This is a genomic window from Clostridium sp. YIM B02555, assembly GCF_022320955.1.
Taxonomy (GTDB): domain Bacteria; phylum Bacillota; class Clostridia; order Clostridiales; family Clostridiaceae; genus Clostridium; species Clostridium saccharoperbutylacetonicum.
This window is the reverse complement of the sequence record NZ_JAKJJY010000003.1, coordinates 227,765-251,756: the sequence shown is the minus strand read 5'-3', so window position 1 is coordinate 251,756 and position 23,992 is coordinate 227,765. Positions and strand designations below refer to the sequence as shown.

Below are 23,992 nucleotides of genomic sequence, written 5' to 3'. Positions count from 1 at the left end.
TATTGTTTTAACATAATATTTACATTAGATATAAACATGCATCTATTTATACCGATTCAAAACCTTAAACATCACTGGAATACTGCTTTTTATGAATTCTATAAAAAAACAAGATTAATTTCAATCAAAAACCGAATTAATCTTGTTTACATTTATTACTTAATTGTAAATTCATTTTCCAAAATTTCTTTTATATAATTATTTATTTTTTTATTTCCTTAAAATAAACATATTTTCTCTAATTTATTAATTCTCATTTTCTAACTGTTCTGTATAATTCATTCTTAAATCTTTAGCTTAATCTTTTCTAAAACAGTATCTAATAAATCATAAAACACTTTGTCCTTTGTTACTAATAATATTATTAAGTAAATCATACCACATACAACTACATCAATTGTACAAGATAAAATTACGCTTGATACATTTTCATTTATAAAATAAGTTATTGGAATAAAAATTAAAGAATAATATAAATATTTAAAATTTGCCAATGAAAATAATTTTATATCCAGCTTTATTTCTTTTTTTACCAATCTATATTCCATAGCTATAACCGCTAAATTTGCAATCAACGTCATTGTAATTACTCTCGTTGTTGTAAGGGTATTAGTAACCACTAGAAGTAAATTTAAAATTAAGTTTATTATTCCACCAATCAATACCAACTTTGCATCTTTCTTTTCTTTTCCAAAAATATATATAATTTGGTCTGCTATAATACGATCGATTCCAATTGTTAACATATAAATTGAAAATACCATTAATATTGGCACTGCTGGTAAATATATATCTGTGCCTCCACCAAATAATAAAATAACCTGCTTAGATACACAAAGTAACCCTATAGATGCTGGAAACAATAATAAGAAATATATTTTAACTACTTTATTTAACAAATTTAAATATACTTCTTTTGAATGATTTGCTAAATAATTAGAAAGCCTAGCCATAGAAACTTGAATTATAGTAAACATTAATATGTCTATTAAGGACATTATTTTTTGTGCTGTTCCATAATATCCTGCCTCTACATAACCCATTACAGAATTGATTATATATTTATCAAACCAAGTATATAGTATATATGTATTTGCAAGGATTACAACCGAAAACATTGGTTTTATATGTTTTATAATTTGTATATTTGAAAAATCAAATTTTATTTTCCTTTTTATATATATGTAGCTTGCTATATTGTTAATAAAGTTTATTGCTGAAGTTAGGTATATGTAAAATAAAAAATCTGTTTGGGTTTTTACAAAAATTATTGTTAGAACATTATATATAATTTTGACTATCATTGTTTTTATTGCAATAAAATCATAATTTTCTAAGGCTTCATTTATCCATTCAACATTAAATAAATTAAATACTATATTTAGCCCCATTACCATACAAGTATAAAAATAAGCTTTTTCACTTTCATGCATTATCAAAAAAATCATATATAATATTGATGTTATCGCCGTCGTGGTTGTTGTAATCAAGAATAAACTAGTAATAGTTTGGCCAAGCTTTTCTTTATCATCTCTAACTCTACTAACTTCCCTTAATCCATATTGAGATACTCCAAAAGTGGCAAAAATCATGAAAACAGCCGTTAGCGTTTCCCCCATTGTTAAATATCCATTTAAGGCAGTTCCAATTGCAGGTAGCACTTTAGTCATTGCTATTATAGGGAAAATTATATTACTTACATTTAATACTGCCTTAAAAACAGCATTTTTTGAAATAGATTTAGACATACATTATCTCCTATGTTGCTTATTATTAATTTAAAGCCCCGTTCTAGTTAAATTTAAAAAATACACTAACAAATTCCAATCATACAAATTATACTTAAATCAACAAACAAAAGTATAATAAGGAGATTATTGATACATTAGAGTTCATTTCATTATAATACCAAAAAATTTGATAATTTAAAATACTTTTTCATAGTAGTGTTTTTTATTTGACGATATTTACAACATAATAATATCTAATTCTATAAAGAATAGAATAAATATTTTGAACTCTAAACATATTTTTCTAATCTGACAATGTTTAAAGCTGATGATACTAGAATCATTGATAGTATTTCTATTCCTGTCTCCACATTTGCAAGATCTTACTTAAATATATTACTCAAAAATATATTAACTTGGAGTTATTGCACTTCAATCAAAAATAATATTTCTAGTTAAAACTTCATCTCTTAAAATAACTTCATAAGTTTAAATAATATAAAATAGCAAGCAAAAAGATCTTTATATTTTATTTCATATGTAAGAATGTTTAAAATAAATGTTGTTAATTAAACTTAAAAATTATAATAATACACTAATACTTTGAGTATTAAACATAGATATATTCATTATTTTTAGGAAGTTGTTTCCAAGAGATAATTTCTTGAATATTTCCATATAATTCATCTCTTTTTTTGTTAGAAATAATATAAAAAGCGAAAGATATTTTTCTAAATATTTTGAAGCAACACCATGATATTTTTTCAACCATTTTCCTAGAATAAATTGGAATGACCATATTATTTTATCATTCTGAACTTCTTTTGTACGCTTTTTATTATGTGCTTTTGCTACTAAAGAAATATATCGATCACCATATGGAACTATATAAGCTTTCTCATCAATTAAATAATAAATTTTTTTATTAAAGCTAGGTAAATGCCAATGGCATCTTGAAATTGGTTTAACTATAATAGAATTTCCACCGCTTTTTGCAGCTACAACCCAAATATTATGGCGTACTGTTATAGTCATGTTTCTGCTTCCTTTAAAATTCTCAGGAATTAATTTTTTAGCAATATGTACATCTCCGCTTAAATTTGATGGAACACTCTCATAGTTAATTCCCTGCAATACTTTATGTCTCCAATAAAAAGCTGTAACTAAGCTTATTTCCAATTTTTCTGAACAGAATCTTAAGGATTTTCTTTCAAGCACATATTCAGTAAATTTGATCCATTTACTAGAGTCCTTTTTTGAATAACTCCATAAGGACTTTGTTATATTAGAAAAGGTTTTGCCACATTCTTTACACTTATATCTTTGAATTCCTTTAAATGATCCATATTTGATGTAGTGTTTTGACTCACAAGTAGGACATTTTTCAATAATTCTATTTAAATAGATATCCTTTTTTATCAATGCAGTAATATGAGAATTTAATAAATTAAAATTTGCATCAGTTTTTATCAAGAAAATTACCTCAATTCATTGTTAAAATATAAATTAAATATTCAAATCCTCTTAATAATTGCCTAAATATTAAGTTTCTAAACATTACCAACATTTATTTTAAACAGATGTATATGTGATGTTTTTTTACATATACATTAGATACTTAGATGTGAATGACAAAATATTAATTAATATTTTTCTGCTAGTTCAAAATTTAATTTTTTATGGATATTATATTGTGTAAATGTTAATATGAAAGAAATATTTCAGAGTCTAAACTTTTTTAATTATAAAACTCCTGTTGAAAAGTATTAATTCACTACGCTTATTTGCCTTTAAAATTAATGAATTAATAATGATGACTTATGAATAATTTTAGTTATAATTACTTTGATTTTATGCTTTCCTTAAGACAATAATAAAGAACCATATACACCTATTGTCCATTGTATATATGATTCTATTATCTATATGTTGTTAAAATAATCATTATAGTCAAAAAATATTCAAAAGAAATCATCATTTTTTGATCATGTTGAATATTACTTATTGGTAATTTCATATATACATTTACAATTTAATCTAATTGTTCAAAATTAATAAATTCCTTTACGATTTAATCTAAGGGTTTAGACTTAATAAATTCCTTTACAATTTCATCAGAATTATCTGTATTAACATAAAAAGTAACAGTATAGTATACATTATTTTCTTTCCAAAGATAATTAACCTCTGAAACTGCACCATTAACGAAATATTTATAAACTTCATTATTATTAACATTTAGCTTTTCAGCTTTAATTGATTTAATTTCACCTTTAAAAAGCTTGTCATAAAGTTCTGAATTATTTTGTTCAATAAATATAATTGAACCATCCTTATTGGAATAGAAATTGTTTATTTCATAATTTTCTTTGTTATTTTTTTTATCTACGTCGACTGATCTTCTTAAAACTGAACTTGTGATATTTATATCATTGTTAATTTTTACTGGAAACTTTGGATTATAACCTAATAAAGATCTGGCCTTTTCTAGATCCTCCTTATCATAAATATTTAATAATATATTTTCTTCAATCTTTTTTTTATTTTCTTCATAATTTACATTCTTTATGTTTTCAGGTGCTTTAATAGATTTTGCTATTTTTATTATATTCTCTTGCGATAAGTTTACTTCTTGAGTACATGCTTCTTCACTTATAGATGATGAATTATATTCTAAACTATACCATATGTTTTCATCTCTCCATACAAAATATTCACTATTTTTTTCACTTAATTTAGAATATATGTTACCAATTAGTCTAGGAGACAATGTTGTTGTCAAAGTAACCTTTAATCCCTTTATATCCTCTATTTTTAAAGGTTCTTTTTTAACTTCAACTTTAGAATTATCTATAGCTTTTATTTTATCCCTCTCTATTTTTTGTAGGATTTCAACAGGATCTCTTTCAGATATTACAAATGAAAACTTTCCTTCTTTATTTTGAAAAAATGCTTCTAATACATTATCCTTTTCTGAAAGCTTCCTAATTTGAATATATCCTGCACTATTTCCACCTGGAAGAAAGTCTGGTAACTTAAATTTGAAATCTACAATCTTCTGTACTTTTTTTAAATCATTGTAACATTTTACTGGAGAATCAATAATAAAATTATTTCCACCCTCATTGCGCGAAGTTGCAGTTATTACCTTATTAACTTCTATACTTTTTGCAATTACACTATTATTCATGAATACTGCTGTTGTTGCTAGTACACTTGCTAATAGAATATTTATTGATGATTTATAGGAACCCTTTTTAAGTTTTTTTATCATTTTATTCCTCCTTTTGATTTCCATACTTATCATCCCTAAACTGATATTTTTATATACAATTATCTTTTGTAAAATATTACCATTATTATAGCACACTTTTATAAATAAGTATTACCATTTTCAAATTTAACCTCTTAATTGTAAAAATCCATAAAAAAAATGACTGTCGCAAAGCAACCGTCATTTTTTAACAAAAGTATTATTAAATAATATTGACCTTATCCATTTCAAACCAGAAATTTACTCCATCATTAATATTTTCAACACCACAAGCATTATTATGTAATTCCATAAGTGCCTTCACTATTGATAATCCAAGCCCATAGCCACCATACGCTCTAGTTCTTGCTTTATCAACTTTATAAAAGCTCTTCCATATTTTTTCTAAAGCTTCCTCAGGAATGTATTTACCTGTATTAAATATATTTATCCTTACCTTATCATTAATAATCTCTTCACCAATTTTAATTATCTTCTTTTCATCGATATGGTTAATAGCATTATTAATATAGTTTGTAATTACTTGTTCTACTCTTGTCATATCTCCATATACAATGATACTTTCACTTGAATTGAACTGCAATTCTATATTTTTTTCTGCAAAAATTGCTTTATATTTATTTAAAACATAAGCTATTAATGAAATCAAATCAAATTCAGTTTTTTCTATATGAAAAGCTCCTGATTCTAATTGAGATAAATTCAATAAATCTTTAACTAACTTGTTCATCTTATTTGTTTCATTCATAATAACATCACAATAAAACTTTCTATCTTCTTCACTTTCATTAACATTACAAGCAAGCCCCTCCGCATAACCTTGTATTAAAGATAGTGGAGTTCTAAGTTCATGAGAAACACTTGAAACAAATTCTTTCCTCATTTCATCTATTTTTCTTTCTTTTTCTATATCTTCTTCAAGCTTTTTATTTTTTACATTTAACTCTGTAATTGCTCTATTTAGCTCACATGATAGATAATTAATACTTTGACCAAGCTGACCTATTTCATCTTTGCCACTAATATTACATTTTTGACTAAAATCAAATTTAGCCATCTTTCTAGCAATTTTATTCACTTCAACGATTGGTTTAGTGAATCTTTTTGAAAACCAAAATGCCAATATACTTCCCAATATTGTAATTATCGAGCCAATTATAAGTATAAATCTATTTGCTACATCTACACTTTCTTTAATTGAAACCAAGGCAACTCTTAAATTAAGTCTATCTCCATTACTTAAATCTGTTGAAAGTGTCAAAAAATCTATTCTTAGTTGATAATCCCTTCTTGTTTCAAATTTATAACCATCCTCATTATCTTCGTTAAGCTTATCTTTTTCAAAACCATTTAATGGAGGTGGCTGTTGCACATTATCTTTGCTATTATTTTTAGAATTATCTGATGGATTTTTGTCTATTGGTCCTCTTCTTGAAGATTTATAAATCATTTTACCATCTTTATCAAAGATATCAATATTACTTCCTGTAATATTTGCTGTTCTATCTAATTCATCTTGAATTTCATTAGGATCTCCATTATAAATACTAATTATATTTTTTGCATTCTCTTTAAGTAAATCTTTTTTATTTTGTATATAATACTGTTGAAGATATAAATTGTTTAACATCCATAAAACACAAACAAAAAAGGCTAATAAAAAAGTTACTGATATAAAAAGTTTTGATCTAATTGACTTACTCATCTTTATTCCTCAAATCTATAACCATAACCGCGTACTGTTTGAATAAATTCGCTCTTTTCACCAAGTTTTATTCTTAATCTATTTATATGTGTATCTACTGTTCTTAAATCTCCATAATAATCATAGCCCCATACTTTATCTAAAATTTGTTCTCTGCTTAAGGCTTTTCCGTAATTTTCAGATAAGTAAGCTAACAACTCATATTCTTTTGGACTTAAATCAACTATAGATCCATCAATAGTAACTTGATGAGCATTATGATCAACAATTAATCCATTATACTTTTTAACATCAGTATCTGTTTCCGTTGCTGTTACAGCTCTTCTAAGAACTGCATTTACCCTTGCTATTAAGATATTAGGACTAAAAGGCTTTGAAATATATTCATCTGCGCCAATATCTAAACCAAAAACTTCGTCAAATTCTTCACCTCTAGCTGTAAGCATTATGATTGGAACTTTAGACTTCTTTCTTATTTCTCTGCATACTGTAAATCCATCATATTCTGGAAGCATTACATCAAGAATAATTAAATCTATATTTCCCTCACTCCAAAATAAATCCATGGCCTTTTTACCATCTTCAGCTTCAACAGTTATATAACCTTGTTTTTTCAAAAAATCTGTAACAAGTTTTCTTATTAACGGTTCATCATCAACTACTAAAATTTTATTTTCTTTCATGCTATCACTCCAATTATCAATGTTCAATTATCAATCTATGAAGAAATCCTTTTGTGATTTCTTGAATTGAAATGTATGATCATAAATAGAACTTACATGTTTTAATTATAATATATTATTGTTACAATATGGTCACAAATGAAAAAATAAAGCTTGCAAAGTCAAATTATATAACTGACCCTGCAAGCTTTGATTATATCTTTAATTTGAAATTAATTCTTTTAATTTCTTTACTTCTTGAAGCTCTTTGATTTTAAAATATTTTGATTTAAGAGTTCCTTCTCTATCCCAAACAATATAACCTGTATTATATAATGAGATTTGTAACTCTGAAATTTTTTCAGCTCCATCTTTAGATATAAATCCGTTCTTGTTAGAAAGAATTATATCATATACATCCTTATGATTTATTGAAATATTGTCACTACATTCTTCCAAGTTTAATTTGCTTAGTTGTGATAGAAACTCTTGAATCTTGGCTTTATCTTGAATTTCTCTATCTTCTTCAAGATCGTATTCGTAAATTCTAATTCTTGTTATGGAATCCTTATTTATATCCTTTAATAAAAAACTATCTGCGGTGTCAGTTTTAGGATAAAGAACAAAGATAATTGAAGATATACTTAACAACAAAAAAATTATTATAAATACAATTTTTCTTGATATTTTCATACAGTTTATTCAATTCCAGCAACTGTTACGTTTAATAGCTTAACTGCCTTAGGACCCATAAAACTATTATCTTGTTCAATTTCTTTAGATAAATACATATGCTTATGTAATTCATTTATATTACCAGAGATAGAACCGCTAGTTACAGGATTTGTGTTTTTGCCATCAAAATATCGTGCTAATCTTATTTCTCCACAAAAATCACCAGTCACATCATTCATAGTAAAATCTGAAAATACTGCAACTTCAATATGTGGCTCTTTTCTTAATTCATCAACACTTTGGCTTCCACCACTTATTACTATGTTACTAATATTTCCTGTAGGCTCTACTTGTAAATAATGTGCATATCTATTGTTAGAAATATATCTCTTTAACTCACCATTTTCTATTATTGCTGCTGGTTCTAATGGGAAACCATCTTCATCAAAGCTTCCTGAATGTGTTGAATTCTTTAAGAATGGATCTACAGTCATTGTTATAAGATCGCCTTGAGCTTCTTCTCCTTGAATCTTATCGCCAATTTTCCATGTTGATTCATTTTTATAAACTGAAATTGCATTACTTTTTGTATAGTAAAAACTAAATAATTCTTTTACGGCTTCACCAGTAAATAATACAGTCGCCTTTTCAAGATTAGGAGTACTCTTTGCAATTGCTTTTTCTTTACATATATTAATCATATCTTCTACTTCACGAGCTATTTCGTCTGAATCTAATTCTGAAAAATTAAGACATCTATACAATTCAACTTCCTCGCCAGTTTCCTTCCAAGTAGCCACCAACTCAACCATACATTCGTAGTTAATTGCTTCAACATCTACACCTTCTGAATTTACTACATGGGTGTATACTTTATTTAAAAAGATTTCACAAGAATTTATTCCACCTTTTTCATAGTTGTCCTTTTTATAAGTTGCTTTTGTAACTTCATTGATCCAATAAGGTAGAGTTTCTGTTGAAAATTTACCTGCTTCAACTGTTTTATATTTTGTAGAAGGCTTTACCAATGGGTAATAAGGATTTTTAGCAAATTGTGCTGCAAATAATGCATCATTTATTGCCTTTTCCATTTCTTCCTTACTCATTGTTGGATGAATATTAGTAGATGCTACTCCCCTATATTTTTCACCATTTTCTTCTATATCCTTATAAACTGTTATCTTAAAATGTTGAACATCTTTAGCTCTATCCATATCAACATTCTTCTTAATAAAGAAAAGTTCATTTGCTTCAACTTTATTTTCTATGATTTTATATCCATCAACATCTTTATTTTCAGTAAGAATTTGTTTTATTTTTTCTAACATTAACCTAACCTCACTTTCGCTTTAATGTATGGACCACCGCAGGAAGTTTTTACAAATTCTTTGTAGCCTTTACCACAGTAGCCAGAACCACCTAGTTCAACTGTTTCTGAAACCATTGAAATTGAATTTAATAAATCTGGTACATATCCTGTCATTACTACAGGTGCTATTATATTGCCAGTAAGTTTACCATCTTTAATTTCTCTTCCAAAAGAAGCTATACATTGTATTCCCCAGCTCTTTGGATCTTCCATACCACTATATGAACCTTCAAGAAGATATCCATCTTTAACTGATGCAATCATATCTTCAAGTTTATCATTTCCTGGTGCAAAAAAGGTATTTGTCATTCTTGCATATGCTTTTCTTTCAAAAGATTGTCTCTTACCATTCCCAGTTGGAGTTGTTCCGAGTTTGATTGCTGATAATATATCTGATATCCCAGCTTTTAAAATACCATTTTCTATAACTACAGTGTCTGTTCCTATTGTTCCTTCATCATCAAAAAGATATGAAGACATATGATTAGCAGCTGTTGCTCCATCATGCATAGTTGTAATCTTAGATGCAACTTGCTTTCCTATAAATTCTGCCCCTTTTGCTCTATCTTTAACAAACATATCCATTTCCACTCCATGTCCAAAAGCTTCATGAGCTATTAATCCAGCAACATCTGGAGCACAAATAACTTCATATTCTCCTGGTTGAACATTTTTAGCATCTAATAACTTTATGCTTGTTTCTACAACGTTCTTATATTCTGCTTTAAGTTCATCAAGTATTTCGAAGCCCTTTAAGCCTGAGAAAGGTTTAAAATAATATTTAGTTTTTTCTTCTTTTCTAGCTATAGAGAATATATAACCTTCTCCAAGCATATAAGATTGTTCTAAGTCTTTTTTATTAGACATAAAAAGTTTTGATATATGATAAGTATTGTAAATAGCATCAATATTTACAACTAAATCTGAATGAGCCAAAGCTGCATCTTTTATTTCTGATAAAGTCTTTATAATTACCTCTGAACCAACTTCCTCTGGATCTATTTTCATTTCTCCTATAAAGCTTTCCTTTATCTCTTTTTCTTCAATAAGGTCATATGAATTAACAGAAATATCTTTTGTTACTTTGTTTAGCTTTGTTGAAATTTCTTTTACAATAGCACCTAAAGTATCATCACTTATATTATTAAATGAATACTCTGAATAATTTACACCATTATGTATTCTTACAACAAAACCTCTTTCAACTAAAAATGAATCATTTACTTCTATTCCAGTTTTTGAAACTCTATAACTCTTTCCTTTAATATCAGTTCCTAGTACTGAAACATATTTATATTCTTCAGATAACATGCTAATAAGCTTGCTTACAACAGCTTTGCTATTAGACAAAAACTCTGATTTTACTACTTTCACAAAATCGCCTCCTATTTAATTTGTCACTATTCATTCATTCCTATTATACATATATTTTTACTTTTTTCCTATACTTATATCCATTTATGTAAAATATAATACATTATAGAAATTTTAATATGAAAAAGCCTTTTAGATTTGTTTTACTATTTTATCACTAAAAAACAAAAGTCACAATTAATCTTTGCTACGCAAACTTCAATTATGACTTTTATCATTAACAATAATTTGATTCTACAAAAGGTCTTAAAACAATTTCATCCAAGGCTACATTTTTATCTATATCTAAAGATCTTAATATTGTTTCAGCAGAACTTTCTGCACTTAGATATTCTTCTCTAGCTTGAGCTCTAAAAGCAGTATTTATTCCTCCTGGATATACAGAACAAACCCTTACATTATTCTTTCTTGCTTCTTTTCTAAACACTTTAGTTAAACTATCCAATGCACCTTTTGATGCTGTATAGGCTGCGATTCCTTCATTAGAAAATAAGCAGCAAGTTGAAAGAATATTCACAACTAGTCCTTCTTTTTTCTCCTTCATATATTTATAGGCTTCTTTTATAAACATAAGTGGTGCCATCATATTTACTTTCAGCATCCAATCCATGTCTTCTATTTTAATTTCTTCAACAAGGGCTCTAGCCGTATTTGCACCTGCACAATTAATCAAGACATCTATTGTTCCAAATTTATTTGCTGCACTTTGTACAAAAGTGATTATTTTATCTTCCTCTGTAATTTCAAAAATATCATTATATATGTTATCCATAAGGTCAGGATTAATTTCATTTAAAACTTCTTCCATTTTATCTTTTGACCTACCGCAAAAAGCTACTTTTGCTCCTGCTTCTATAAGCTTCAAAACCAAGCTTCTACCAAGGCCAGAAGTTCCTCCTGTTACAATAACACATTTGTTTTGCCAAAAATTCATAATTGTACCTCCTTCAACTAGTCAAAAACCAATGTCTAAATTACTTACATCGCTATGTAAACTATATCATATATTTATTAAATATATAAGTTCTAATTAATTAAACTCCTAAATATTTTAATTTATTTAAGAAGTAATGGGTGATAAATAAAAAAATCCATGTATTATAATAATGATAATACACAGATTTTTAAGTTCAGGTATATATATTCACTAAAAGCTTATGGAATTTGATATTTTTCCATACTTATGTTTTGGCAATACTCTGCTGTAAAATTTGGTATATCCCAATTAATTTCATTTGAATGAAATACGCCTTCATTATGATGATCTTTTTCTGAGTACTGCTTTCCAGCTTGAGTTATTGTCACAGGTATTAAACTGCCATACTTTATAGCTATTGGTCCTTGTGTAATTTGTCCATTCATTTGTTTAAATTCTCTATCCTTAGGTACATAAATTCCATCACATTGCCAATTTCCTGGGGTAGTTTTTCCTGGATGAAGAACATACCATGAGTTTTCATAGTTTCCTCCTTCTGTTTCTCTTATAGGACCAAATACAATCAGAGTTTCAGAAGTAGAATTTGTTATTATAGCATTATGATCTTTATTTTCCAATTTTTTCTTGGCTGAAATAGTCATAGTTGCACTGCTCATATTTCTCCTCCTTTGTTTTTAATAGTACGTTATTAATATACCCAGGATTTTATAAGTTACTCTCTTCTAAAAATTGATTTCAATTTTATATTTTTTATATTGCTTCACTTTCAATTCTTTTATATTTAAGCGAAAATTTCTCAACCACATTATCCAAAAGGACTTTTAACAAATATGCAACAAGCACAATATTTAATATAGACGTAATTCCCATAAGATTATTAAATATTGAAGCTTTTAAATTAAATAGGATTGTTGAAATATTAATATAGCTCGTAATACTAAAGCCAATAGCCAATATCATAAATCGTTTATCCTTTAAATATATGTAAGATAAAACCGCTAAGGCCACTGCTGGAAATAAATATCTTTCATGCATTCCAACGGAAAAAGTAAAGACACCTGCAATTTGCAGCAAAGCTATTGCTGAAACATATTTTCTGTTATTTCCTTTAATATAAACAAACCATCCAATTAAAGTTGTTATAACAATAAACAACATTCCTAAGGTATGATAATTAACTATAAACAAATTTGTATTATAACTTTTATAGTTCCCGCCAATTAAGCCAAAAAAATTAAAAGCATTTACAGAAGCATAGGGATATTCTGATATTGTTTTTGTATACAAACTTACAATCCATAATGAATTTTGTTGATTTATCGAAAATGGAATAATAATAACTAATATAGTTACCAAGGCTGCCAAGGCTGAAAATATAAAATTCTTTATCTTCCTTTGCCTTACTAACTCAAAAAATAAAATTGGAAGAAATATAATTCCTTGTGGTTTCATAAGTATAGAAGCTGCAAACATTGAAGAAGAAAAAGCATATTTCTTTTCATGTAATAAATAAATTGCAATAAAAATTAATAGAGTAAAAAAGGAATCTACTTGTCCCCAAAACGTTGAATCTATAAAAACTGCAGGATTAAAAATATAAAATGCAGCTAAAAAAATGCTGATAACAGAATTCAAATAATTCTTTGCAAGTTTATATATAATAAAGGCGGTAATAACATCTGCAGCTATAGCTGGTATTTTAAGTAGCAATACATAATACGAATTAAGCATTGTGGTATTAGCAATTTTCCCCACTAATCCTAAAACATAAATATATAGAGGTGGATAATCTGCCTGTCTTGCGCTTGAATAAAAAGTTGAAAGACCATTAGCGGCAGTCATAGCCCAGTTTTTAAATAAATTAATATCGCCACTATATCCATCCATAAGTGTTGAAGCTGAAATTCTTAATAAAAATCCTACTAATAATAAGGTCATTATCAATATTTTTTCATTCTTAAGATCAAATTCTAATTTTTTACGTCTAAATAAATAATAAAGTCCGAAGCATAATATTAAAAATAATATACTATAAATACTGAGACCAAATAGATATTTTGTATTTCCAGCACCTTTTTGCATATTGTCGCCAAACTTCCCAGGCTGCATACGTCTTTCTCCATTTTTCTCTTGCTCATTACTTTTACCTTCTCTAGGCTGTCCATTTTCATTTTGCATTGTCATATTTCCATTTGAATTTGCTCTTTCCTTTGAAGGAGGCATGTTCTCAGGTTTATTTATATCATTAGTATTATTAAACCCTTGTATATTAAATTGTACATTTTGTCCCATAGTATTGCTGCTACTATAATGTTGAATTGAATATACACAGGTAAATAAAGATAATAATACTATAAATACTAAGCTTATTTTAAATATTTGCTTTTTTAAATTACCTATATCCATCCTTTTAATTTCCTTTCCTCTCCAATATATTTAAATAAGAGGCAAACCTTTATAATTTATAGCTTCTTAATATAGCCACTATAATAAACTTGCCTCTTATTTTTATTTTTAAATCTAACTGATTATAAAGTAGCCGCTACATCTTTAAGATCATATAATTGTTCAGAGTTCATTCCTCCAAAACCTTGTTTCTTTGAATTTATATCTTTATTTGTATAATTCTCTTCCATGTTATTGTTGGTTACAGTATCCTTATACTCGCTTTCTAAAACTACCTTACCATTTTCAGTTACCCAATTCATAATCTCATTACTTCCACCAGGTCCTCTACCTCCTGATAATACGTATCTTACTTCTCCATTTTTAACTAATTCCTTAAATTGTTCCAAGGTCATTGTCTTATCAGAGCCAGAAAATCCCCCTAAAGCCATTACAGATTCACCTGTTTGTATTATAATGTTATCAGCGCTTTGCGAAGAAGAAACAACTAGTAAATATTTTTCTGTTGTCTTATTACTCTTTAAAAAATTAATTAATTTTGAATTATCCATTCCATTGCTCATGCCAAATGGTGTTCCATTAAGGCTTACTTTACTTCCATTTGAAAGAAGCTCTAACCCTGCACTTGGGATGCTGCTATTTACACTATGAGTTATTGCTGCACTTGACCCTATAAATGGTGTAACTAAAATACTTATTGTTCCAACTCCAACTAGTATTCTTGATAAATATATTTTTTTATTAGTTACTAAATTATTATTATCATTCTTTTTCAGAATAATTAGTACTGCTAATAGGACAGATATTACAAAACATAATATAACTGCTATTATGATTATACTTCTAATAATAGTTGATAAGTTACTTGAAAAATAATTCAGCATCATTAAATGAGTTGCACCTGTTACAGCAAAAGCTATTGGTAATATTGCCGATTTCCAACTACGCTCTTTATAAAGTTCCCACATGGTTGTTATTCCAATTCCAGCTAAGGCTGCAGCTGGTGGAGCCATCATGGTTAAGTAATACGGATGAAATAATCCAGTTGTAAAACTAAAATATATAAATTCAGGTACTAACCAAGTTATCCATAATACAAGGGATATTTTTCTTTTATTATCTAACTTGAAATTTAATTTTTCCTTTATTAAACCTGCTATAAAACCTAATACTGCAAGTGGTAAAAACCATATTATTTGATCTGATAAGCTGCTCTTAACAAATAATCTTGTAATGCCTGCTTTCACTTCTGAGCCAAAAGTTCCTCGAGTTCCGCCTTGCCCTCCTGGTCCACCACCTTGATTTCCTCCATCTGGCATACCTCCACTTGGTGGCTGCATATTACCTCCATTACTTTGACCTCCATTTGGTGGAATTCCTTGATTATTACCATTTTCAGATCCACCTGGACCATTACCATTCATTCTCCCAACTGTCATATCATCTTGGTCATTAACATTTCTTTCTCTTTCAACCATTTGATCATTACTATTCTTTATATTTTCAGTATAAGCTTTTGAAGCCTCAGCATTTTTATCTTCAACATCCTTATTTGTACTCTTAGCAAATTTACCATTTAGCAAGCTTTTTAAACCAAGTCTTTCCAAACCATTGTGGCCAATTATGAGCTCTAATTCACTATTATTAGTACTGCTACCCACATAAGGTCTGTTTTGTGCTGGTGTTAAATCTACAATTACAGCCCAAGATAAAGATACAGCAACTAAAATAATTGACCCAATAATAAGTTGCCCTATTTTCTTCTTAAAAGAGATTTTTGAAGAAAGGAGATAAGTTATATATATAGCAGGACCAATCATATATGCTTCTAACATTTTTATATTAAAACCAATCCCTACAAGTACTAAACTTAAATAAAGGTATTTTGCTTTTCCTGCCTCAGCTGCCTTAGTAAGCACTATGCATGCAAAAAGTAAAGTTACAACCAATAAGTTATCTATGGTATTATTTCTGCTTGCAGCCACAAATACAGGAGTCACTGTAAGACACAAAGCTGAAATTAACCCAGCTGTTATTCCAAAAGATTTTTTAACTAAATAATATAATAAATAAACTGAAATAACTCCAGCTAATGCCTGTGGCAAAAGTATACTCCAGCCACTAAAGCCAAATATTTTAGCTGATATAGCTTGAAGCCAAAAACCCATTGCCGGTTTATCTATTGTTACAAAGCCTGCTGGATCAAAGGAAACAAAAAAGAAATTTTTAAGATTCATTGTCATACTTTTTACGCCAGCCGCATAATATCCGTTTCCATATCCCTCTATAGCTATATTTGCAAAATTTAGTATTGCTGATAATATTAAAATCATAGAAATACAAATTTTTTCTTTTGTTAATTTTAGCCCTTTCATCTTAAACTCCCCCATCTACAGAATTTTATGTTCTAAGTCAATTACTTTATATTTTTTACTTGTATTGTTATAATTTTTTGTACTATCAATTATATAAATAGGTCTTCCTTTACTTTCATCAAAAATTCTTCCAATATATTGACCCATTATTCCAATACATCCTAAGGTTACACCAAACATCATCATATTTATTGATATCATTAGTGTGAAATTTACAAAGCCACTCTTATTAAATAAGTCTTTTATTATATCAGTAAACATCAAAATTATTCCTGCAATAAAAGCTAAAATACCAAAATGTCCTGCTATTATAAGTGGCTTATAAGATAATGAGGTTATACCATCAAAGGCTAATTTAAGCATCTTTTTAAAAGGATACTTAGTTTCTCCTGCAAATCTTTCCTGTCTTACAAATTCCACATAAGTTTGCTTATATCCAACCCAGCTTACAAGTCCTCTTACATATCTATTTTTCTCTGGAAGCGCTATTAATGCATCGCAAACTTTTCTATCAATAAGTCTAAAGTCACCTGTATCTACAGGAATATCTACACTAGTCATGCTTTTAAGCACTCTATAATACATTTTAGCTGTAAATTTCTTAAAGAAAGTTTCTCCTTCTCTTTTGATTCTTTTTCCATAAACTACTTCGTAGCCTTCTTTCCACTTTTTAATCATTTCAAGCATAACTTCAGGAGGATCTTGAAGATCTGCATCAATTACAATAATAGCATCTCCTAATGCCAAATCCATACCTGCAGTAATAGCTGCTTGATGACCAAAATTTCTAGAAAAATTTATAAGCTTCACACTATCATCAGAAGCGCATATTTCCTCAGCCATAACTTTGGTCTTATCCTTACTTCCATCATTTACAAAAACAATTTCATAATTTTCCTTTGTTGAAACCATAACTTCTTTTAATCTTCTATAACTTTCATTTAAAACTAATTCTTCATTATATAAAGGTACTATAATTGAATAAATTATTTTACTATTCATTTTCATCACCTCAAAATTTCTATTTTAATTATTTTGATCTATATTTCCTTTAATCTATATTTGTATTTTAACTGTAAATTGTCACAACTTTGTTACAGTAAAATCACAAATTGTATACACTTTAGTAATTCTTCACCAATAAGTACATATATAAATAATTAAATACATACATAATAAATGATGAATAATTTTGGTTGAAGTTTTACCTTTCATCTTAATTTTTCTTAATTTCATGAACAAAAAAATCTCCAATTAATTTCTTAAAAACTAATTGGAGATTTTTTGCTCATTATACTAATTTAATTTTTATTCTGGCTTTATTGTATCTAGATAAGTGAACTTACCATCTTTAACTATTTTTAAAACTGCATCCTTTACTGCATTATTATTTTCATCTATAGTTATTACTCCAGCTGCACCTGGAAAGTTTTTAGTTTTTGCTATTTCATCCCTAATTTTCACTGAATCAGCTGAATCTGCTCTTTTAATTGCATCTAAAATCACTATATATGCATCATATCCTAATGCTGTAGCCGCTGCTGGTTCCTTATTATATTCTTTCCTGTATTCATCAAGGAAAACCTTTGATTCATTAGTTATAGGTGTTTCACTTGAAAAGAAAGTTGAAAATACTGTTCCCTCTACATCTTCTTTACCTATATCTAAGAACTCTGGTGTTTCCCAAGTATCTCCACCAATTATAGGTGCTGTAATACCAAGTTGTCTTGCCTGCTTAATTAACATAGCTCCTTCAGTAAAATTACCTGGAGCAAAAATAACATCTGGATTACTGCCTTTTATATTTGTAAGTTGGGCAGTAAAATCCTGATCCCCTGTAGTATAATTAGCTTTAGCTACAATTGAATCCTTATCCCCTGTAAGTTTTTTAAACTCATCCGTAAAGAATTTACAAATACCAACTGAATAGTCACTTGATACTTCTTGAAGAATTGCAACTTTTTTAGCTTTTAATTTATTTGCTGCATATTTTGCCATTACAGTTCCTTGGAAAGGATCAATAAAGCAAACTCTAAAATAATAATCATTACCTGCAGTTACTAACGGATTAGTACATGTAACTCCTACTGCTGGTACTTTAGCTTCTTGTACAACATCCCCTGCTGACATAGATAATCCACTTCCATAGCTTCCTATGATAGCATTAACATGTTCCTGCTCAATAAGGTTTGCAGCTGCGCTAGCTGCCTCAACTTTATCAGACTTATTGTCTGCAAAAACCAATTCTACTTTTTTCCCTAGAACCGTTGGATAAATTTTATTAGCAAGTTTAGCTCCCTCTGCTTCAAGCTCTCCCCCTGCTGCATTAGCGCCTGTCATTGGTTCAAAAACACCAATTTTTATGACATCGCTATCTACGTTTACTTTTGTATTAGCCTTTGTCGCACAACTCGTCAAAGTAAACGTAGTTGTCATAACTAATGCCAAAAGCAAAGTTATTCTTTTCCTCATAAGTATGTCCCCCTAGTATAAGATTAATTTATATACATTATAAATAGCTAAAAATTATAATGTACTGCCATTGCTTTTTGTACTTAAAATTAATCATCCACATTAATTAACTACTTAAGTACCATGTTACTACTTAGTTTATTTAACCAATAACAACAATTTTAATATTATCTTATCTGACCATATATGTCAACAATAGAAGGACATTTGTATTCCCACAAGATACTACAGTTTACCGATGCCACTAATTACTTCAAAAATATCAATCAAAAGTACTAGTACTATTAATATAGATGTAAAAAACTTTGTCATAAGACCTTTTTCTAAACTATTATTTAGTAACCCTTCCTTAACTGATTTTCGCTTCTTAATTATTGCTGCTATTAAAATTATTATTGCTATAACTAAAAAAGAAATATCAAATATATTTCCAATATTATCTCCTAATTTAGGGGATAATATTGTTAATGCTTGTACAGAAACATTATTTATTATATGTAATATAATTGTTAATTTAATTGAGTATTCTGTTGCTAGATATCCTAAAATCAACCCTACTCCCATTGCCATGAAAATTTGATAAAAGTTGCCATGCATCATTCCAAATAACAATGCAGAAACCATAATAGCAAATTTCTTTCCATACTTTTCAAGACTTCTAAGTATTGCACCTCTATATATAAACTCTTCAAAAATAGGTGCTACCAAACAAGTATAAATAAGCATTGGAATTGCAAAATCATTCAAAGATTCTAATTGTTCCAAGGCGAAATTAGCACTTAGACCAAATAAATTCAATAGGCTCTCTAATAAACTTGCGAATATTCCCAAAAAACTGTTTAGGGATAATAAAACAACTGCTGAAACTAGTACTGTCTTCAAATTAAACTTCTTATTTTCTACTCTTAAGTCATGCTGAAAGAAAGTTTTCCCTCGATAAATTAAAAATGGAATAAATGCTATAACAACTCCAATTATGCTTAAAGTTCCACTGTATCGACCATCTTTCAATACATCTAACATTCCATCTTGTGATATATTAGGATTCACTAAAATTTTTCCCACAAAGATAATCACAACACAAATAAATATTACTACATTTGCTATAAGCTCATTCATTAATATAGTTAATCCAAGTTTATTAAAATCTCTCTTAATTAACTTCTTCCTCATTTCAGTTTCATCATTATAATCCATTTATGTAACTCCACTTCTATCATTTATTTATAAGTACATTATATTATAAAAATGCTTAGTAAATACTTAAAATATCCTTATAATTTACCAAGTAAAACACGCTTAATTATAAACTGTACCTAATAATTTTACAAGTTACTATTTGAATTAAGTATGCTTACTAAATTATAATATATGAGTTCAAATTATAAATATAAGTATAGATTGGATAAATCACCAAATGCTTTCCTGCCAATTTATAATTGAAGATTGTTAATTACTATATTTATTTTTTTATAGGGAAATAAATTTCAGGAGTTTCCTCTGTTATAGTTTTAAATTGATACCCTTTAGCTTTATAATATTTTATTATTTTAGGTAAAGCCTTATAAGTATTTTTATTCATATCTGTGCAATGAAGCAGCAAAGTAATATTGCCTAGTTTTTCACTTCCCTCAACAGCTTTTTTGTACAATGCATAAGGTGAAAGCTTAGGATTTAGTCCATCAGCATTTTCCATATTCCAATCATATATTTTCAAATTATTACTATGTAATTTATTTAAATAACTTTTACTTAAATGCTTACAACTACCTCCTGGAAATCTAATCACATTAGGTGATATTCCAACCACATTATTAATTTCAATTTGGCATGCAAGCATTTCTTGTATAAATTTATCTTCATTACAATAAATTCTGTTAAATTTATGAGTATAGGTATGTAATCCAATACTATGTCCTTCATTGTAAATTCTTTTTACTACCTCTTCTCTACCTTTTATTTGATTACCAATTAAAAAAAAGGTAGCATTAACTTCATTTTCTTTTAAAATATCTAAAATCTTATCAGTAACCTTATAACTAGGTCCATCATCAAAGGTTAAATAAATTATCTTTTCTTTAGCTTCATTTGTATTTACAGTTTCAGCCGCAAAAGCATAACTTATATTTTCCCCAAATAAAAAAATCATAAGAAGAGTATTTGCCAAAAATATCAAAAAATATCTTATTCTATTTTTCAATTCCTTTTCCCCCCATACAAATAATTTTATAAAAATATAATCCTTCACTTCTTATAATCTTCATTTTTATATTTTTTATTTATGGTAATTTTATGTACTTTGTATAAGTTGTAATTAATCAGTACCTTTCATTTTAATAAATTCTGAAAAATAACCAGATTTTCAAAACAATTGATAATTGAACATATAAAAAACTGCAATAAAGAGTTGACCATAATTATCTCTTTACTGCAGTCCAAATTTAGGGTATATATATATAGGTTTCATAATAATTGCTATTAAATACTTATTAAAATTGTAGAGTGTCAGTTTTTTAATTTTTGTATTATTTATTATGAAACACCATAAGCTTAATAATATTTTTATAATGTTTATTCACTAAGATATTGATCTATAGCCGCAGCAGCTTTTTTCCCTGCTCCCATTGCTAATATAACTGTAGCAGCACCTGTAACTGCATCTCCACCAGCATAAACACCTTCCTTAGTTGTTAAACCATCTTCATTAGCAACTAAACAAGCTCTCTTATTAATTTCTAATCCTTTAGTAGTTGAAGAAATTAATGGATTCGGTGAAGTTCCAAGTGACATTATTACTGTATCTACATCTAAAACAAACTCGGAATTCGCTACTTCTACTGGCTTTCTTCTTCCTGAAGCATCAGGTTCTCCAAGTTCCATTTTAACGCATTTCATTCCATTAACCCATCCATTTTCATCTGTTAAGATTTCTGTTGGATTTGTTAGAACATCAAAGATTACACCTTCTTCTTTAGCATGATGTACTTCTTCTGCTCTCGCTGGAAGTTCTGATTCACCTCTTCTATAGACTATGTGAGCTTCTGCTCCTAGTCTTAAAGCAGTTCTTGCAGCATCCATAGCAACATTTCCTCCACCAACTATAGCAACTTTCTTTCCTGCTCTAACTGGAGTATCATATTCTTCTTTGAAGGCCTTCATTAAGTTTACTCTTGTTAAAAATTCATTAGCTGAAAATACTCCATTAGCATTTTCTCCTGGGATTCCCATGAATTTTGGAAGTCCTGCTCCAGATCCAATAAATACTGCTTCAAATTTTTCATCTTCAATTAATTCATCAATTGTAATTGTTCTACCAATGATTACGTTAGTTTCTATTTTTACTCCAAGCTTCTTTATGTTTTCAATTTCAGCTTTAACAACATCTTCTTTAGGTAATCTAAATTCAGGGATTCCATAAACTAAAACTCCGCCTGCTTCGTGTAAAGCTTCAAAGATTGTTACATCATATCCTTTTTTAGCTAAATCCCCAGCACAAGTAAGTCCTGCAGGACCACTTCCTATAACTGCAACTTTCTTTCCTTTCGATGCTTCTTTGTCAGATAAATCTACATTGTTTTTTCTCGCCCAATCGGCTGTAAACTTTTCTAATTTTCCAATTGCTACTGCTTCGCCTTTTATTCCAAGAACGCATTTACCTTCGCATTGGCTTTCTTGTGGACATACTCTACCACAAACTGCAGGAAGTGAGCTGTATTTTGCAATTTCTTTAGCTGCACCTTCAAAATCTCTATCCTTAGCTTTTGCTATAAAACCTGGAATGTTTATTGATACTGGACATCCTTCAACGCATTTAGGATTTTTACAATTTAAACATCTACTAGCTTCTTTTATAGCCTTTTCATCATTGTACCCTAAACAAACTTCTTCAAAGTTTTTAGCTCTTACTTCTGGAGCTTGTTCTGTTACAGGTGTTCTTTTCATTCTTTCTTGCATATCCATTATTTATCCCCCTTGCATCCACAACCACCATGGTTATGAGTATCTCCTTCTTCAAATTCTAGTGTTGCTCTTCCTTCTTCACTCTTATACATAGCTTGTCTTCTCATTGATTCATCGTAATTTACTAAATGACCATCAAATTCTGGCCCATCAACACAAGCAAATTTAACTTCACCACCAACTGTAACTCTACAAGCACCACACATTCCAGTACCATCAACCATTATAGGATTTAAGCTTACTGTAGTTGGAATATTTAATTCTTTAGTTAACATAGACGTAAATTTCATCATTATCATAGGTCCTATAATAATTGCATGATCATATTTCTTTCCTTGATTGTTAACCAATTCCTTTAACATATCTGAACCTGTTCCTTTTGCTCCATATGAACCATCATCTGTAGTCACATATAAATTCCCAGAAACCGCCTTTAATTCTTCTTCATAAATTAATAAGTCTTTATTTCTGCTTCCTAAAATAACATCTACTGCTACTCCATGCTCATGCAACCATTTAACTTGTGGATATACTGGCGCAGCACCAACTCCACCTGCTATAAATATTATATTTTTCTTCTTTAATTCTTCTAAATCTTCATGAATAAATTCACTTGGTACACCTAATGGGCCAACAAAATCGGCAACATGATCTCCTTCATTAAATGAAGCAAGCTGTTTAGTACCTTTTCCTATTGTTGCAAAAACTATAGTTACAGTACCTTTCCCTGCATCATAATCTGCAATGGTTAATGGTATTCTTTCACCTTTATCATCATTTTTAATAATTATAAATTGACCTGGTTTTGCAGATTTTGCAACTCTAGGTGCTTCTATATCCATCAAGAATATATTATTCGTAAGTTCTCTTTTACTAACAATTTTGTACACGCTTTGTACCTCCTATAATTTGAATTCCTATATATATTCCAATTATCCCAATTCTCATATAATGTATGTATTTATCATAATAGCCATAATGTTCCTAATTTCTTTCAAAGCAGTAAAAGCCCTCTATATTGAGAGCCCTTACCACATATATATAATAATTTGA

General features: G+C 28.4%; 18 protein-coding genes. All 18 read right to left on the bottom strand.

Annotation, left to right across the window (positions count from 1 at the left end; translation table 11 throughout):
- Positions 1 to 284 precede the first annotated feature (284 nt).
- The 18 genes from L3B98_RS06765 to L3B98_RS06680 all read right to left on the bottom strand — a co-directional run bounded on the left by L3B98_RS06765 (position 285) and on the right by L3B98_RS06680 (position 23,829).
- The gene (locus tag L3B98_RS06765) at positions 285 to 1,748 is read right to left on the bottom strand and encodes an oligosaccharide flippase family protein (protein ID WP_238916052.1); all 1,464 of its coding nucleotides are present in this window, start codon (positions 1,746 to 1,748) and stop codon (positions 285 to 287) included.
- A gap of 564 nt (positions 1,749 to 2,312) precedes the next feature.
- The gene (locus tag L3B98_RS06760) at positions 2,313 to 3,203 is read right to left on the bottom strand and encodes a hypothetical protein (protein ID WP_238916051.1); all 891 of its coding nucleotides are present in this window, start codon (positions 3,201 to 3,203) and stop codon (positions 2,313 to 2,315) included.
- Between the two features lie 598 nt (positions 3,204 to 3,801).
- Positions 3,802 to 5,004 carry a hypothetical protein gene (locus L3B98_RS06755; protein WP_238916050.1) on the bottom strand — a complete coding sequence of 401 codons (1,203 nt, stop codon included), beginning with the start codon at positions 5,002 to 5,004 and terminating at the stop codon, positions 3,802 to 3,804.
- 202 nt (positions 5,005 to 5,206) lie between these two features.
- Complete coding sequence (locus L3B98_RS06750; protein ID WP_238916049.1) at positions 5,207 to 6,709, bottom strand: histidine kinase dimerization/phospho-acceptor domain-containing protein; 1,503 nt, start codon at positions 6,707 to 6,709, stop codon at positions 5,207 to 5,209.
- Positions 6,710 to 6,711: 2 nt separating this feature from the next.
- Positions 6,712 to 7,392 carry a response regulator transcription factor gene (locus tag L3B98_RS06745; RefSeq protein ID WP_238916048.1) on the bottom strand — a complete coding sequence of 227 codons (681 nt, stop codon included), beginning with the start codon at positions 7,390 to 7,392 and terminating at the stop codon, positions 6,712 to 6,714.
- A gap of 201 nt (positions 7,393 to 7,593) precedes the next feature.
- Entirely contained in the window at positions 7,594 to 8,064 is a 471-nt protein-coding gene (locus tag L3B98_RS06740) for a hypothetical protein (RefSeq protein ID WP_238916047.1), read from the bottom strand.
- 5 nt (positions 8,065 to 8,069) lie between these two features.
- The gene (locus tag L3B98_RS06735) at positions 8,070 to 9,374 is read right to left on the bottom strand and encodes a metallopeptidase TldD-related protein (protein ID WP_238916046.1); all 1,305 of its coding nucleotides are present in this window, start codon (positions 9,372 to 9,374) and stop codon (positions 8,070 to 8,072) included.
- Positions 9,374 to 10,789, bottom strand: coding sequence for a TldD/PmbA family protein (locus L3B98_RS06730; RefSeq protein WP_238916045.1), 1,416 nt, complete (start codon positions 10,787 to 10,789; stop codon positions 9,374 to 9,376). The genes L3B98_RS06735 and L3B98_RS06730 overlap by 1 nt, the downstream gene beginning before the upstream one ends.
- A gap of 217 nt (positions 10,790 to 11,006) precedes the next feature.
- Complete coding sequence (locus L3B98_RS06725) at positions 11,007 to 11,723, bottom strand: SDR family oxidoreductase (protein WP_238916044.1); 717 nt, start codon at positions 11,721 to 11,723, stop codon at positions 11,007 to 11,009.
- A gap of 221 nt (positions 11,724 to 11,944) precedes the next feature.
- A complete protein-coding gene (locus L3B98_RS06720) occupies positions 11,945 to 12,382 on the bottom strand; it encodes a hypothetical protein (RefSeq protein WP_238916043.1) in 438 nt (145 codons plus the stop codon).
- 94 nt (positions 12,383 to 12,476) lie between these two features.
- The gene (locus L3B98_RS06715) at positions 12,477 to 14,132 is read right to left on the bottom strand and encodes a hypothetical protein (protein WP_238916042.1); all 1,656 of its coding nucleotides are present in this window, start codon (positions 14,130 to 14,132) and stop codon (positions 12,477 to 12,479) included.
- 122 nt (positions 14,133 to 14,254) lie between these two features.
- Positions 14,255 to 16,507, bottom strand: coding sequence for a glycosyltransferase family 39 protein (locus L3B98_RS06710; protein WP_238916041.1), 2,253 nt, complete (start codon positions 16,505 to 16,507; stop codon positions 14,255 to 14,257).
- 15 nt (positions 16,508 to 16,522) lie between these two features.
- Complete coding sequence (locus L3B98_RS06705; RefSeq protein ID WP_238916040.1) at positions 16,523 to 17,509, bottom strand: glycosyltransferase family 2 protein; 987 nt, start codon at positions 17,507 to 17,509, stop codon at positions 16,523 to 16,525.
- Between the two features lie 306 nt (positions 17,510 to 17,815).
- Positions 17,816 to 18,979 carry an ABC transporter substrate-binding protein gene (locus L3B98_RS06700; RefSeq protein ID WP_238916039.1) on the bottom strand — a complete coding sequence of 388 codons (1,164 nt, stop codon included), beginning with the start codon at positions 18,977 to 18,979 and terminating at the stop codon, positions 17,816 to 17,818.
- 225 nt (positions 18,980 to 19,204) lie between these two features.
- Positions 19,205 to 20,176: a type II CAAX endopeptidase family protein gene (locus L3B98_RS06695; protein WP_238916038.1), complete on the bottom strand. Its 972-nt coding sequence runs from the start codon at positions 20,174 to 20,176 to the stop codon at positions 19,205 to 19,207.
- Between the two features lie 265 nt (positions 20,177 to 20,441).
- Entirely contained in the window at positions 20,442 to 21,179 is a 738-nt protein-coding gene (locus L3B98_RS06690) for a polysaccharide deacetylase family protein (protein ID WP_238916037.1), read from the bottom strand.
- 371 nt (positions 21,180 to 21,550) lie between these two features.
- On the bottom strand, positions 21,551 to 22,939 hold the full coding sequence (gene gltA / locus L3B98_RS06685) for an NADPH-dependent glutamate synthase (protein WP_238916036.1): 1,389 nt from the start codon (positions 22,937 to 22,939) through the stop codon (positions 21,551 to 21,553).
- Positions 22,939 to 23,829 carry a sulfide/dihydroorotate dehydrogenase-like FAD/NAD-binding protein gene (locus L3B98_RS06680; protein ID WP_077362875.1) on the bottom strand — a complete coding sequence of 297 codons (891 nt, stop codon included), beginning with the start codon at positions 23,827 to 23,829 and terminating at the stop codon, positions 22,939 to 22,941. The genes gltA and L3B98_RS06680 overlap by 1 nt, the downstream gene beginning before the upstream one ends.
- Positions 23,830 to 23,992 lie beyond the last annotated feature (163 nt).

Coding starts and splice junctions, on each gene's coding strand:
- L3B98_RS06715 (WP_238916042.1), bottom strand. CDS start 14,132: ATGGATATAGGTAATTTAAAAAAGCAAATATTTAAAATAAGCTTAGTA.
- L3B98_RS06755 (WP_238916050.1), bottom strand. CDS start 5,004: ATGATAAAAAAACTTAAAAAGGGTTCCTATAAATCATCAATAAATATT.
- L3B98_RS06705 (WP_238916040.1), bottom strand. CDS start 17,509: ATGAATAGTAAAATAATTTATTCAATTATAGTACCTTTATATAATGAA.
- L3B98_RS06710 (WP_238916041.1), bottom strand. CDS start 16,507: ATGAAAGGGCTAAAATTAACAAAAGAAAAAATTTGTATTTCTATGATT.
- L3B98_RS06740 (WP_238916047.1), bottom strand. CDS start 8,064: ATGAAAATATCAAGAAAAATTGTATTTATAATAATTTTTTTGTTGTTA.
- L3B98_RS06700 (WP_238916039.1), bottom strand. CDS start 18,979: ATGAGGAAAAGAATAACTTTGCTTTTGGCATTAGTTATGACAACTACG.
- L3B98_RS06750 (WP_238916049.1), bottom strand. CDS start 6,709: ATGAGTAAGTCAATTAGATCAAAACTTTTTATATCAGTAACTTTTTTA.
- gltA (WP_238916036.1), bottom strand. CDS start 22,939: ATGGATATGCAAGAAAGAATGAAAAGAACACCTGTAACAGAACAAGCT.
- L3B98_RS06745 (WP_238916048.1), bottom strand. CDS start 7,392: ATGAAAGAAAATAAAATTTTAGTAGTTGATGATGAACCGTTAATAAGA.
- L3B98_RS06765 (WP_238916052.1), bottom strand. CDS start 1,748: ATGTCTAAATCTATTTCAAAAAATGCTGTTTTTAAGGCAGTATTAAAT.
- L3B98_RS06720 (WP_238916043.1), bottom strand. CDS start 12,382: ATGAGCAGTGCAACTATGACTATTTCAGCCAAGAAAAAATTGGAAAAT.
- L3B98_RS06695 (WP_238916038.1), bottom strand. CDS start 20,176: ATGGATTATAATGATGAAACTGAAATGAGGAAGAAGTTAATTAAGAGA.
- L3B98_RS06735 (WP_238916046.1), bottom strand. CDS start 9,374: ATGTTAGAAAAAATAAAACAAATTCTTACTGAAAATAAAGATGTTGAT.
- L3B98_RS06725 (WP_238916044.1), bottom strand. CDS start 11,723: ATGAATTTTTGGCAAAACAAATGTGTTATTGTAACAGGAGGAACTTCT.